This window comes from Pseudoalteromonas neustonica, from assembly GCF_001653135.1.
Classification (GTDB): Bacteria; Pseudomonadota; Gammaproteobacteria; order Enterobacterales; family Alteromonadaceae; genus Pseudoalteromonas; species Pseudoalteromonas neustonica.
Genome location: NZ_BDDS01000002.1, coordinates 107,070 through 121,569 on the forward strand (window position 1 = coordinate 107,070; position 14,500 = coordinate 121,569).

12 protein-coding genes are annotated in these 14,500 nt (G+C 38.8%); 9 read left to right on the plus strand and 3 right to left on the minus strand.

Features of this window, described 5'->3' with window-relative positions; all coding sequences use genetic code 11:
- Nucleotides 1-137 precede the first annotated feature (137 nt).
- The 3 genes from A7967_RS03770 (at nucleotide 138) to hflX (ending at nucleotide 5,225) form a co-directional block, all read left to right on the plus strand.
- Nucleotides 138-2,081 carry a GGDEF domain-containing protein gene (locus A7967_RS03770; protein ID WP_054204707.1) on the plus strand — a complete coding sequence of 648 codons (1,944 nt, stop codon included), beginning with the start codon at nucleotides 138-140 and terminating at the stop codon, nucleotides 2,079-2,081.
- Nucleotides 2,082-2,277: 196 nt separating this feature from the next.
- Nucleotides 2,278-3,675 (plus strand): M28 family peptidase, encoded by a 1,398-nt coding sequence (locus A7967_RS03775; RefSeq protein WP_054204706.1) that lies wholly within the window; start codon nucleotides 2,278-2,280, stop codon nucleotides 3,673-3,675.
- A 200-nt stretch (nucleotides 3,676-3,875) separates the two neighbouring features.
- Nucleotides 3,876-5,225, plus strand: a complete 1,350-nt coding sequence (gene hflX / locus A7967_RS03780; RefSeq protein WP_054204803.1) for a GTPase HflX — start codon at nucleotides 3,876-3,878, stop codon at nucleotides 5,223-5,225.
- 63 nt (nucleotides 5,226-5,288) lie between these two features.
- Here the strand turns inward: hflX and A7967_RS03785 are convergent, their stop codons facing one another.
- From A7967_RS03785 to A7967_RS03795, 3 genes are all read right to left on the minus strand, one after another.
- Nucleotides 5,289-6,977, minus strand: a complete 1,689-nt coding sequence (locus A7967_RS03785) for an AMP-binding protein (RefSeq protein ID WP_419761253.1) — start codon at nucleotides 6,975-6,977, stop codon at nucleotides 5,289-5,291.
- A 297-nt stretch (nucleotides 6,978-7,274) separates the two neighbouring features.
- The gene (locus A7967_RS03790; protein ID WP_054204704.1) at nucleotides 7,275-7,721 is read right to left on the minus strand and encodes a DUF3010 family protein; all 447 of its coding nucleotides are present in this window, start codon (nucleotides 7,719-7,721) and stop codon (nucleotides 7,275-7,277) included.
- Between the two features lie 64 nt (nucleotides 7,722-7,785).
- Nucleotides 7,786-8,799, minus strand: a complete 1,014-nt coding sequence (locus A7967_RS03795; protein ID WP_054204703.1) for an endonuclease/exonuclease/phosphatase family protein — start codon at nucleotides 8,797-8,799, stop codon at nucleotides 7,786-7,788.
- Between the two features lie 258 nt (nucleotides 8,800-9,057).
- Between A7967_RS03795 and thrS the strand changes: the two genes are divergently transcribed.
- From thrS to A7967_RS03825, 6 genes are all read left to right on the plus strand, one after another.
- A complete protein-coding gene (gene thrS / locus A7967_RS03800; RefSeq protein ID WP_054204702.1) occupies nucleotides 9,058-10,968 on the plus strand; it encodes a threonine--tRNA ligase in 1,911 nt (636 codons plus the stop codon).
- A gap of 59 nt (nucleotides 10,969-11,027) precedes the next feature.
- Nucleotides 11,028-11,591, plus strand: coding sequence for a translation initiation factor IF-3 (gene infC / locus A7967_RS03805; RefSeq protein WP_082355596.1), 564 nt, complete (start codon nucleotides 11,028-11,030; stop codon nucleotides 11,589-11,591).
- A gap of 208 nt (nucleotides 11,592-11,799) precedes the next feature.
- On the plus strand, nucleotides 11,800-12,000 hold the full coding sequence (rpmI, locus tag A7967_RS03810; RefSeq protein WP_002960713.1) for a 50S ribosomal protein L35: 201 nt from the start codon (nucleotides 11,800-11,802) through the stop codon (nucleotides 11,998-12,000).
- Nucleotides 12,001-12,015: 15 nt separating this feature from the next.
- Nucleotides 12,016-12,378: a 50S ribosomal protein L20 gene (gene rplT, locus A7967_RS03815; RefSeq protein ID WP_004587841.1), complete on the plus strand. Its 363-nt coding sequence runs from the start codon at nucleotides 12,016-12,018 to the stop codon at nucleotides 12,376-12,378.
- Between the two features lie 182 nt (nucleotides 12,379-12,560).
- Nucleotides 12,561-13,643 (plus strand): sensor histidine kinase, encoded by a 1,083-nt coding sequence (locus A7967_RS03820; RefSeq protein ID WP_054204701.1) that lies wholly within the window; start codon nucleotides 12,561-12,563, stop codon nucleotides 13,641-13,643.
- Nucleotides 13,630-14,454 carry a LytR/AlgR family response regulator transcription factor gene (locus tag A7967_RS03825; RefSeq protein WP_054204700.1) on the plus strand — a complete coding sequence of 275 codons (825 nt, stop codon included), beginning with the start codon at nucleotides 13,630-13,632 and terminating at the stop codon, nucleotides 14,452-14,454. Before A7967_RS03820 ends, A7967_RS03825 begins: the two co-directional genes overlap by 14 nt.
- The last annotated feature ends 46 nt before the right edge of the window (nucleotides 14,455-14,500 follow it).

Consider the following 14,500-nt stretch of genomic DNA (forward strand, 5'->3'; position numbering starts at 1 on the left):
TAATTTCTTTTAAAAAGGCTCGCTTTTATCGCGGGCCTTTTTTAATGTAAAAATATTAACGTTAATATTTTTATTTTGATCTTCATAATCAACTACTTGCTTAGCACCTACCTTACTTTGATAAATAAGCAGAGTAAATGAATAAAACTGTACTTATTAGGTACGCTAGCATTAATTTAAACTGGCGTTATAATAGCCAACTGTTTATTAATAATTCTAAGAAAAAAGCAGTAATGCGAATAATTCATTTTTCATTTTTTTGTGTTTGCGTAGTATTCACTCCGTTTTTATTTGCTATGGGTTCCCAGCATATTGATTTTTTGTCTGTAGAAAAAACAGCGATGGCACACCCTAATGAAGCAATTAAACGTTTAATTTTATCACAAGATGATAAAAGCTTACCTGATACGCAGCACGCCTATAATAATACATTGCTTGCTCGCCTTTATCTTTTTCAGGGGGATATCGATCTCTCTAAAGATACATTTGAACTCGCATATCAACAGCTGCCAAAAACGGATAATTGGATCCATGGTTACTGGCTCTTATATCGCAGTATTTTTTCTCTAGAGCAAGGGCAGTTACCACAAGGGCTTAGGCAAATTAAGCTATCTCAAGAGGCCTTTGCAAAAGCAAATGATTATGAAATGATCGTCAGGGCTATCTCTATTGAAGGTGTACTTTTACTATGGCAAGAGGAATACCCTAAATCAATAGAGATTATTGAAAATGCTTATATTGAAGCAAAAACTGCAAAAATGTCCACAACAACAATGTTGTATATTTATGACAGTCTCGCAGCATACTATTCAACTATGTCGCTATTTGAGCAAGGAATACAGTACGCTGAAATAGCCGCTGAGCTTGCAACAAATAACGGGGATATTGTCAATGGTTTACCAATCCTTTATACATTATGCATAACTTACTCCCGTGCAGAACAGCTGGATTTGGCGTCTGCGTGCTATGAAAAAATGATCACACTTTCGGCAAGTGTAAAAGCACCACGTTATTTATTTTGGGCTCCGGCTGGTAAGGCGCGTGTTGCATTAAAGCAAAAAGATTATACGCAAGCGTTACAGTTGTTGTATCTTGCTAAAAATTACGTTTATAAAGTGATTATTAACCCTGCTCATATTATTGCTTTGAATAATAATTTTGCGCGTGTGTTTTTAGCACTAGAGCAGCCAGAGCAAGCGCTAGAGTATCTACATGAGTCAGATAAGTTACTAGCGAATTATGAGCGACCACTAAATAACCGTTATATGCGACAAACTTTAGCACTCAAAGCGCAGAGTTACGAACAGCTTGAGCGTTTTGAAGAATCGTCAAAATCACTCTGGTTTTATATAAAACTTAGTGATGAAGCAAAAGAAACCACGCAACAAAAATTAGAGCAAGAAGCGCGCTCTAAATTTGAATCAACCCAACAAGAAATTAAATTACAGCTAGCAGAAGAAAAACTAAAAAATCAGCAAATCGCATTAGATAAATTGGCAAAAGAGGGGCAACTAAACACGGCTTACTTGGTTATTGGTTTATTAGTTATTGTGAGTATGTCTATTTTTGGATTTAATCAGCACCGCGCTTATGTAAAAAGCCAACAGCGTGCAAATACAGATCCATTAACGGGTGCGTGTAATCGGCGCTATATACTCGATTTTATTGTTCAGCAGCTCATAGATAAAGAGCGCTTTTTTTCTGTCGCCATTTTAGATATCGATCACTTTAAACAAGTTAATGATAACCATGGCCATGATATTGGTGATCAAGCGTTAATAGGGTTTACCACTTTATTGCAGACTCAATTAGAGAATACAGCATGTAAATTTGCACGTTTTGGCGGTGAAGAGTTTATAGTCGTTATGCCCGATTTTGATTTAGAGGCAGCTCATGAGTTTATAGCTAATTTATGCACTTGTTTAAAATCTTTAAATTTAACAGATAAAAATATCACATTAACCAGTAGTGCTGGAGTTGCACAAAGGCAATCAGGGATGGCACTTAATACGTTATTAAAAGTAGCGGATACAAATTTGTACAAAGCAAAAAATACAGGAAGAGACAAAGTATGCAGCTAACAAATACGGCTTAACGTCGGGGATTGCTTGCTTACTGCTTACTTTCGTATTTTACCACCCCTTTAATTTATCATTTTCATTACTCAATCAATTTTTACTATTGCCCGACTTAAGTCGTCGTTTATCTCAAAACTATTTGCACAATGAATTAGCTCACGTACTGTAGTATTTATTACAATAAAAATGAGTACGGATTATGTTTAATCGAATGACTAGCAAAGTAACGATTTTAAATTATACATTGGCGTTGAGCTCCTTATTTATAACTACATCAGCATTGAGCGAGCAGCTTAACTATCAAGATCAGGAAAAACTACACCGTATTGCTGATGCTGTTTCTGCCAAGCGTATTGAAAATGATATTCAGAGTTTGGTTAATTTTGGTACTCGCCATACATTATCTGATACTCGCTCAAGCACTCGAGGTATTGGGGCCGCACGACGATGGATCAAAGCTGAGTTTGAAAAAATATCAAAGCAATGTGGTGGTTGTTTGCAGGTTATAGAAGTAAAAGAGACGATCTCAGGTGAAAAGCGGATCCCCACACCTGTTGAGGTCGTAAATATTATTGCAATACAACGCGGCACGTCAGAGCCCAATCGTATGGTAGTGATGTCGGGTGATATAGATTCACGGGTTAGTGATGTAATGGATTTTACTAGTGATTCACCGGGGGCGAATGATAATGCATCGGGAGTTGCAGGTGTCCTTGAGTCGGCTCGTGTTCTATCACAGTATAAGTTTAATGGCTCAATTGTCTATGCTACGCTTTCAGGGGAAGAGCAAGGTTTGTTTGGTGGTAAAATTTTAGCTGAATATGCAAACAAACAAAGGTGGCAAATTCACGGTGTACTAAACAACGATATGATAGGTAATATTACGGGTATTAATGGTGTAACAGATAATACAACAGCCCGAATTTTCTCAGAAGGCACGCGGGTTATCGAAACCAAAGAGCAAGCACATAAACGCCGCTTTACTGGAGGTGAGGTAGATTCTGCAAGTCGTAACTTAGCGCGTTATATCGACACAATAGCCGATCGCTATATCCCTAACCTAGATACTCTATTAGTGTATCGACTCGACCGCTTTGGCCGAGGTGGGCATCATAGACCATTTAATGACATGGGCTACGCCGCAGTGAGAGTTATGGAAACCAACGAAAACTATAATCATCAACATCAAGATTTACGTACTGAAGAGGGTGTTGTTTATGGTGATACAATAAAGGGTGTTGATTTTGATTACACGGCCAAATTAACGGCATTAAATGCTGTAAGTTTGGCATCTATGGCATGGGCACCAGCGCCACCAAAAGCAGTTACTATATCTGGAGCTGTACAGGCGAGCACCACTTTAAAATGGCAAAAAAATCAGGATAAAACGACGACTGGCTACCGTATTTATTGGCGTTACACTAGTGAACCTCAGTGGCAGTTTAGCCGTTATGTAGGCGATGTAAGTGAAGCGACACTCACTAATGTAGTGATCGACAATTATTACTTTGGTGTAGCCACAGTAAATAAAGAGGGTCTTGAATCACCTGTTGTATTTCCAGGAGATGTGGGGGCATTTGAACACGTAAATAACTGATAATAGCTTTACCCTAGGCAGTGTTGACCTTTGTGGATTGAACAAATTTCAATCCACAAAGGTCAACACGCGCTAGTTTTAAATATTAACGTCATTAATGAACTATAACCCTATAAAGCGAGGCTATAACAGCGTAGGATCAAGCTACTTTCGAATGAAAAATAGGTTTGCACTTATTGGGTGCATTAACACAAAAAATTATGCAACTAACTGCAAAACCATCACTTCCTAATGCGTTACTCATTTCTATTAGTACACCGCAGTTTAAAGGTGACGAAGCAACTGAATCACTTGCAGAACTTGCTCGTTTGGTGACTACTTTAGGATTTAAAGTAGTGGGCACACAATCACAAAAGCAAAGTTCTACGCAAAAAGTTAATGTACTTGGCTCAGGTAAACTAGCAGAAATAGCACACCTCACCGGTAATAAAGGAATGGTTGAAGACGAACTAGCAGATGATTTACTCGATGAAGTTCCTTTAACTGAAATATCGTCAGAAATTCCATCAGATGAACTTGATTTTGCGTGCGCTGACGTAGTGGTATTTGACTGTGATTTAACCCCTTCCCAACTACGTAATGTTGAGAACCAATTAGGTGTAGAAGTATTTGATCGCACTGGCATAATTATTGAAATATTTAGTCGTCATGCGCGTACTAAAACAGCAAAATTACAAGTGGAAATTGCTCGTCTTAATTATGTAGCACCACGACTTCGTGAAACATCAACAGGTGATAAAGAACGACAAATGGGCAAAGGTGCTGGTGAAACCACGCTTGAGTTAAATCGTCGTAAGGTACGTGATCAGTTAGCAGAACTAAAGCGCGAATTGGTAAGTGTTCAAGATGTAATGATGGACAGGCGAACGCAGCGATCTGAGCTATTCTCAGTGGCTTTAATTGGTTACACCAATGCTGGCAAGTCATCCATGATGCGTGCAATTACAGGCAGTGATGTGGAGGGCGAAAACAAACTCTTTGCAACGTTAGATACCACTGTTCGGGCGCTGTATCCAATTACACAGCCTCGTATACTTGTTTCAGATACGGTCGGTTTTATTAAAAAATTACCTCATGATTTAGTTGCTTCATTTCATTCAACATTAGCAGAAGCGCATGATGCGTCATTATTGTTATATGTCGTTGATGCATCTGATCCTTCATTTCGCTCACAGCTTGATGTAGTGCATAAAGTTCTGGCTGAAGTTGGAGTGGAAGGCAGTAAAAAGTTACTGGTACTGAATAAGTCAGATCAATTAAGTATTGAGCAACAGCAATCGCTAATGGATGAATTTCCTGATGCGATGATGACATCTACGCGTAACCCAGATGATATCAGCAAACTGCATAAGTACATTATTGATATTGCTCAAGAGGACATGATTGAAGAAGAGGTTGTTATACCGTATACCGCCAAAGGTATCGTGGGCGAAATTCGATCCAGTATGAGTGTTGTTAAAGAAGAATATGAATACAGCCATATCAAATTAACGGTGCGCTCGAGCGCGATTGATTTAGAACGTTTAAAAAAGAGAATGCTGAATTTATAACAAATTCAATATTTAAAAAGCACAGCTGATTGGCTGTGCTTTGTTGTATTTAGCGTGGTGAAGCTAAGAGAAAGCTTTGTCGCTGAGTTCTGCTTGCATTTGTTCTCGCATTTTAAATTTTTGCAGTTTACCTGTTACAGTCATAGGGTAGTTTTCTACAAAACGGATATGTCGTGGCATTTTAAAGTAGGCTAGCTTGTCTTTTAAAAACACACGAATCGCTTGCTCATCAAGTACAGCATCCTCTTTTGGTTGGATCCACGCACACACTTCTTCACCATATTTTTCATCTGTTATACCAAATATTGCAGCATCTTGAATACCAGGATAGGTATAGATCACCTCTTCAATTTCTCGAGGGTAAATATTCTCGCCACCGCGAATAATCATATCTTTAATGCGCCCAACAATAGTGACAAACCCTTGCGTATCCATAACACCTAAATCGCCAGAGTGCAGCCAACCGTCTTGATCGATAGTTGCAGCTGTTTTTTCCTGATCATTCCAATAACAACGCATAATTCCTGCTCCGCGACTACATATTTCCCCTGGTAATCCTATTTTTTGCAGTTTTCCGACTTCATCTATTATTTTTACTTCTGTATGCGCTAAGGCACGCCCTACAGTCGTTACTTGTTTCTCAATTGACGAGTCTATTTCAGTTACATTATTAATCGGGCTACATTCTGTTTGCCCATATCCAATCACAACCTCATTCATATGCATGAGTGACTGTACTTTGCGCATCACTTGCTCTGGGCAAGTCGAGCCTGCCATTATTCCGGTGCGTAAACTAGATAAATCAAAACGGGAAAAGTCCTTAAGTTCAAGTTCAGCAATAAACATTGTAGGCACGCCATGCAAGGCAGTACATCGCTCTTTTTCTACTACTTCGAGGGTTATTGTTGGATCGAATGATTCAGCAGGAAATACCGCTGTAGCGCCTTTACTAATACATACCAGATTACCTAACACCATACCAAAGCAATGGTATAAAGGCACCGGGATACATAGCTTGTCATCTGCTGTTAAACGCATGGCATTGGCCATTAGAAAACCATTATTTAAAATGTTTTTATGAGACAGCGTTGCACCTTTTGGACTGCCTGTTGTACCAGATGTAAACTGAATATTGATATCTTGCTCTGGTTTTAAAGTTGCTGCGAGCGTGACAAGCGCTAATTTTTGCGCATCAGTTGGCATATTCATTATTTGGTTAAAACTAAACATTCCTGGGGCTGCTTCATTACCAATCCGAATAATGTTTTTTAGATAGGGGAGGTTTTTTGCATTGAGCATACCTGGCTCAGTATGTTCGAGCTCTGGAAGCAATTCATTTAGCATAGCAAGGTAATTACTCGCTTTGAAACAAGATGCAGTGATGAGTGTTGAGCATTCAACCGTATTAAGCGCAAATTGTAACTCGTTTGGACGATATGCAGGATTAATACATACCATAATGGCCCCAATTTTAGCTGTCGCAAATTGGGTTAAGCACCACTCTAAGTTATTTGGAGACCATATCCCAACTCTATCACCCGGCTTTACACCTATCGATAGTAGACCCATGGCCAATTGATTAATTTTTTGTTGATATTCTCTATAACTTAATCGAATGTTTTGGTGATGAACTACAATTGCAAGATGTTCGGGGTTATTGTCGACAATACTGTCGAAGTAATTACCTATCGTACTCTCTATCAAATCAGGGGTTTGCGATCCTCGGTACTGGCTAATTACCAAGTCATTCATATCATTGACTTTATTTTTCGCATTTTTTACAGGTGTATTGTTGTCATTTACTTGCATTGTGCGGTCTCCATGTCATGTTGTGTGAGTATACAAAAACAAGAAAAGCATAAATTGTCGACAAATGAAAGGGTTCTAAGACCAATGTAGCAGGGGGGATGAGCTTAGAGCAAAAAACAGGGCAATAAAAAACGCCAATGAGATATGCTGAATAACAGCACACATTGGCGTTGTGTCGTAGGTTAATTTATTTGGCTTCAGATCAAGCAATTATAATCAATAAAGCGCTACTTTGAAAAATTAAAGCTCTTCACTACGATATGTTTTTTTCATCAAGTGTACGTATGCATTCACAAACGCATTTTCTTGATATTTTTTAAGTCCCGTTTCTGCAAAATCGATAGGGATTGGATTTCGCTTTAACTGTTCTTTGACTTCAGTTGTGCTGAATAAATAGACATCTAATTCTTTGATCAATTGGATAGCCGTTTCCATTTTGAAGCCATTTGCACTACCTGCAAATTTACCCTTAGGGGCACGTTGACGAATTGCCACAGAGTCAATTTGGTAATCTTGCATTAATTTTGCAAAATCGAACTGAAATTTACGCATAACTTCAGTGTCGTTACCATTGCCTAAAGTAAAGCGAGTTTGGCGGATATCACGTATATCAAATACATCGTTATCTTTAGTTAAAATACACAGTAGTACGTCACTACCGGTAATTTCTACACCACATGTTCTCATTGTCATTCTCTAATAACTAGTTTAATCATATTATATCAATTAAACGTCTTAAAAACAGCGCATTTTAAAAACCTATTTCAATTGCTATCCCACTATGATCACTTACACAAATATCTTCTTCAACCAATTGGGGGTTCAGATGTGAATCAAAACTTAAATAATCTAAAGACTTTATTCGTGATAAAGCACAGTGCGTATTAAAATGACTTGAGGTCAAAATATAGTCAAGTACATTGCCTTGGCCTTTGTAGTAATGACTGGGAGGCTTTTTTTGTCCCGCTTCGCATTGAGTACTTAATTCATATGCATCTGATAAACCAACTACTGGTTGATCGATCTTTAAACACGAATTACTTTGCAACGGGGGGAATCCTGTGGTCATAAATGACAATGCGGGGCTGTGAATGCTATCGTTAAAATCACCCATAACAATTGTGGCGCAGTTTTTTTCTCGTTGTGTTTTAAGTGCATCATAGTAAACAATAGACGCTTCTAAAGAGCGAGAAATTTGCGATTGCATCATACCTACTGTTTGCTGCAATACATTAAGTAACGGATCTTCTTGATTATGAATATTCAAAATATGCGCCATTGAATGCACCCGTTGTGATTTAAAGTGCACTACATAGCAGGTCAAGTCACCAAATTTAGGAATACTAAAGCTGCACTTGATAGGTGTTCTATTAAATTTAAATTCATTTTGGTTATTTAAATATTCAAGTAATTCAGGACAAGGGGTTAATTCGATACATTGCGTAAAAGGAATTTTTGAAGCAATTGCAACGACAGGGTTAAATAAGACTTGTGGATAAAGATTATCGCTTCGTGGTGCTGCCACAGTAGCGAAATGATCATAGCCTTGGTCTTTACAAAGTGTTTGCAATGCATTTGGACTAAAGACTTCCTGAAATGCGACGATAGTCGCTTGGCTTTGCTGTAAAAAACCAGTAATAAACTGCAGTTTTTGTTGCCATTGAGTTGCATTATAGCGTTCATGCAATTGATAAAATGAATAAGGAGGTACCGCAAAATTAAGTAAATTAAGCGTGGCAAAGCATATACGGTTTGGCGCAGTCATTAAGTAGTCCAACAGCTAAAATTCTATGTAAGTATGAAATGCGAGGGTTATTTGTCAATTTGTCTGGCTAAATACTTGTATTTAACTGCTTCAAACGCGACAATAACTAATTGTACTTGGTAAGACTCAACAAGTGCATTAGCGTTTAACGCTGAATTTAACAATGCTTATTCGTAAAAGCGTTGTAGAGTCATTCATTTTAATTTAATAAATACATGTGATGCATTGTAGGCGTCACCACTGTAGCAAGGATTTATAATGCCAGTTATTACTCTTCCTGACGGCAGTCAGCGTAGTTTCGAAAACCCAGTAAGTACTCTTGACGTAGCGAATGATATCGGACCAGGTCTAGCCAAAGCGACTATCGCTGGTCGAGTTAATGGTACGCGCGTTGATGCATGTGATTTAATTAGTGAAGATTCTCGTCTTGAAATCATTACCGTAAAAGATGACGACGGCCTTGAGATTATTCGTCATTCATGTGCCCACTTAATTGGTCATGCGGTTAAGCAGTTGTTTCCTGATGCGAAAATGGCTATTGGTCCAACAATTGATAATGGTTTTTACTATGATATCGATATGGAGCAATCGTTATCTCAAGATGATTTAGAAGCCATTGAAAAACGCATGTTACAACTAGCTAAAACAAACTACGATGTGGTTAAGAACACCGTAAGCTGGCAAGAAGCGCGCGATGTATTTGAAGCGCGCGGCGAAACATATAAAATTGAGATTCTTGACGAAAACATCAGTAAAGATGATCGTCCTGGTTTATACCAGCATGAAGAATATGTTGATATGTGTCGTGGTCCACACGTACCAAACATGAAATTTTGCCAAAATTTCAAAATCATGAAAGTAGCCGGTGCTTACTGGCGTGGTGATTCAGATAATAAAATGCTACAGCGTATTTATGGCACCGCTTGGGGCGACAAAAAACAGCTTAAAGCTTATTTAAAACGCCTTGAAGAAGCTGAAAAACGTGATCACCGTCGTATTGGTAAAGCACTTGATTTATGGCATTGGCAAGAAGAAGCGCCAGGCATGGTATTTTGGCACAACGATGGTTGGAGCATTTACCGTGAGTTAGAAGAGTTTGTACGTGAAAAATTACGTAAATACCAATATGAAGAAGTAAAAGGTCCAATGATGATGGACCGTTCATTGTGGGAAAAATCAGGTCACTGGGATAAATATTCAGATGCAATGTTCACCACTGAGTCTGAGAAGCGTGAATACGCTATTAAACCAATGAACTGCCCAGGTCACGTACAAATATTTAATCAAGGCTTAAAATCATACCGTGATTTACCACTGCGTATGGCTGAGTTTGGTTGTTGTCACCGTAATGAACCATCAGGTGCACTACACGGTTTAATGCGTGTGCGTGGCTTTACACAAGATGATGCCCATGTGTTCTGTACTGAAGAACAAATCATGGACGAAGTATCGTCATGTATTAAAATGGTGTACGACACATACGAAACGTTTGGTTTTGAAAAAATTGTTGTTAAGTTGTCAACACGCCCTGAACAGCGTATTGGTGATGACGAAATGTGGGACAAAGCTGAGCTTGCATTAGCTGACGCACTTAAAGCAAATGACATTGAATTTGATTACCTACCGGGCGAAGGTGCCTTTTATGGTCCTAAAATTGAATTTACTTTGTACGATTGCTTAGACAGAGCGTGGCAGTGTGGTACAGTGCAACTAGATTTTGCATTACCGGGGCGTTTAGGAGCAACTTATGTTGCTGAAAATAACGAACGCCGTACGCCTGTTATGATTCACCGTGCTATTTTAGGTTCTATCGAACGCTTTATCGGTATCTTAACAGAAGAGTACGCGGGCTTATTCCCAACGTGGCTTGCGCCTAAGCAAGTTGTGATTATGAATATCACAGATAAACAAGCTGGTTATGTGCAAGAAGTTGTACAAAAATTAAATAAAATTGGAATTAGAGCCACTGCTGACTTGAGAAATGAGAAGATTGGCTTTAAAATCCGTGAACATACATTAAAACGTATTCCTTACTTACTTGTTGTTGGCGATAAAGAAGTTGAACAACAAGAAGTAGCGGTGCGTACCCGCACAGGTGAAGATCTGGGCAAATTTAATGTTGATGAATTTGTCGCTAAAATTAGCGAAGAAATTAAAAATCGACTATAAAAATCCAGCGTGTAGGGCATTTACAAAACAGCTAACTACACGCTTATTATTTGATATTCTTGGAGGAACGTACTATTAGAGGCGGCAAGAAAGGGCAACAAACAGCCCAAAAAAATCGTATTAACGAAGAAATTACAGCTCAAGAAGTTCGCTTAATTGACATTGAAGGCGAACAAGCTGGAATTCAGTCATTAAAAGACGCGCAAACAATGGCTGATGCCGCGGGTGTTGATCTTGTTGAGATTAGCCCTAATGCAGAGCCGCCTGTTTGTAGAATCATGGACTACGGTAAGTTCATCTTTGAAAAAAGCAAAGAACTGAAAGAGCAGAAAAAGAAGCAAAAGCAGATCCAGATAAAAGAAATCAAATTCCGTCCGGGAACGGATGAAGGCGATTATCAGGTTAAGCTTCGCAACTTACGTAAGTTCTTAGAAGGTGGCGATAAAGCTAAAATTACCATCCGCTTCCGTGGTCGTGAAATGGCCCACCAAGAAATTGGTATAGAATTACTAAACCGTATCAAAGCCGATTTAGAAGAACTTGCAGTTGTTGAGTCTTTCCCAAATCGTGTTGAAGGTCGCCAAATGGTTATGATGATGGCACCTGTTGCTAAAAAGCAATAAACGCGCTAAGATATGCACCGAATTTAGCTCAGGTCTGCAAGTAATATGTAAATATTCACCTGAGTTAACCGGTATTAAAGTAAAACTGCGGCATTTATGCTGGGTTTTCACCGGAACATGGCAGTAAGTTAGGCCTAAAAGTGGAGCTATAGAAATATATCTCACGCCTGCTTACTAATTTTAAAGCAATACATTTGGAGTTATTGCAATGGCTTATAAGCTAAAAAGTCACAGCGGCGCAGCTAAGCGCTTCAAAAAGACTGCTTCTGGCGGTTTCAAGCGTAAACAAGCGCATCTTCGTCATATTCTGACTAAGAAAACTTCTAAGCGTAAACTACACCTACGTCCTAAGATGATGGTTCATAAAAATGACCATGGTCTAGTTTCACGTATGTTACCGTTCGCTTAATAGGGGTTTTTAGAAATGGCAAGAGTTAAACGCGGCGTTGTCGCACGTGCACGTCACAAAAAAGTTTTAAAACAAGCAAAAGGTTACTACGGAGCACGTTCACGTGTTTACCGCGTAGCTTTTCAGGCTGTTACTAAAGCGGGTCAATACGCTTACCGTGACCGTCGTGCGAAGAAACGTACTTTCCGTCAATTATGGATTGCACGTATCAATGCTGCTTCACGTCAAAATGGTCTGTCTTACAGCCGTTTTATCAATGGTCTTAAAAAGACATCTGTAGAAATCGATCGTAAGATCCTTGCAGATATCGCTGTTTATGATCAAGTTGCATTCGCAGCGCTTGTTGAAAAAGCAAAAGAAGGCCTAGCGGCAGCTTAAGCTTTTTAAATAAGTACTAAAAGGGAGCCTATGGCTCCTTTTTTTGTGGCTAAAATAAAGTATGCTCAAATCATCTGTAGATATCTTTGCGGTAAGGCTCGTGAAAAGCGAGATAGTTGGTAGTGATCCCATCCTAGCTAACGCTATATAATAATTATAAATTAATGAGGTAATTAACTATTTTGAATTGGCAATCATTAGTCGACAACCGCCAACGTTTTTTCTGGGTATTACAGATCGCGGGCTGGATTGGTTATGCACTAGTAAATTATATTGGCTCAAAAGTCTTTGAAATGCGCGACATCTACGTATTCGTCATTGTACTCAATGCATATGCGGGTTGCTTAATGACTGTGCCACTGCGTTATATGTATCGCAAAGCATGGAATGCATCCCCTTGGGTGCTCATGCTTGTTGTATTTAGTGCTTCCTACGTAACAGGCACTTTATGGGCAGTTGTACAAAAGTTTAATCTGTGGGAAATATATCGACATGGTTATCGTCCTTCAGAATGGTTTTATTATTTTCAGCAAGGCTTAGACTCAGTCTATATTGTATTGTGCTGGAGTGGTTTGTACTTTGGTATAAAGTATTATCAGTTATTGCAAAGTGAGCGTCAAAAAGCATTAAAGGCTACGACGATGGCCCATGAAGCGCAATTAAAAATGCTGCGATACCAGCTTAACCCTCACTTTTTATTTAATACCTTGAATGCTATCTCAACCTTAATATTGGTAAAAGAGAATAAAGATGCCAATTTAATGGTGTCTAAGTTAAGTGACTTTTTGCGTTATACACTTAATACTGATCCAATTAAGAAAGTGCCATTAGAGCAAGAGTTGCATGCACTTATGTTGTACCTTGAGATAGAACGAGTTCGTTTTGATGAACGTTTAAAGCTCAATGTGCAAGTAAGTGATGAAGCAAAGCAAGCATTAGTCCCTAGTTTGATATTACAACCTATAATAGAGAATGCGATTAAATACGCGATAGCTCATTTAGCGCAAGGTGGAGTGATTGATATCAAAGCACAGGTATTTGCTAATGAACTATTGTTGGAAGTAGGTGATAATGGCCCTGGCACTGAGCTAGTTAATGGTCAATTAGTTAATGCACAAGGGGTAGGGGTGGCAAACACCAAAGATCGCCTAAAGACTTTGTATGAAAATAACTATTCGTTTGTATTATCACATAATACGCCAAGTGGATTGAAAGTAAATCTGCGTGTTCCGTTTGAAAAGGCTGTGAAAAATGAGCAAGATTAAAACCCTGATTGTAGATGATGAACCGTTAGCTCGTAGAGGATTAGCGGTGAGATTAGAAGACTTTGACGATATCGAAGTGATAAAGTTGTGTAGCTCGGGCCAAGAGGCAATTGATGCATGTCTTGCAGGGAATATAGATTTAGTTTTTTTAGATATCCAAATGCCAGGTATGAATGGCTTTGAAGTTGCTAGAACATTAAGCAGTAGCGTAAGGGCGTTACCTGCTATTGTATTTGTAACCGCATTTGATCAGTTCGCAGTCAAGGCATTTGAAATTCATGCTTTAGATTATATTCTTAAACCAGTCGATGACAACAGACTAAAACAGGCGGTAGAAAAAGTGCATACTTACTTGAAGACGCAACAAGACAACGCACATAAAAAGAAATTGGCGAGTTTTGTTGCTGGAATTACGGGTAATAATTGTGAAGAGATTTTGAAAAAGCTGGCGACGGGAGATACGTTAACAGATCGTCGCTATCCAGAGTCTTTAGCCGTGAAGGAACAAGGGGAAATAATCCGTGTGCCTGTGGCGACAATTCAATGGGTGGATGCAGCTGGCGATTATATGTGTTTGCATTGCCAAGATGGGCAAACGCATATTCTACGTAAAACGATGAAAGAACTAGAACAAGAACTCGATCCACAATTATTTGTGCGCGTTCATCGTAGTGCCATTGTAAATACAAAACAAATTAATAAATTAGTAACGCAAGTAAGTGGTGAGTATTTACTTGTACTTGATAATGGGCAAGAGTTAAAAGTAAGCCGTAGCTACCGCGATAAAGTCAAGGCAGCTTTAGCTAGTTAAATTTATTACCCAGAATTTGGGGATTGAGTTGAGTATTTTATACGCT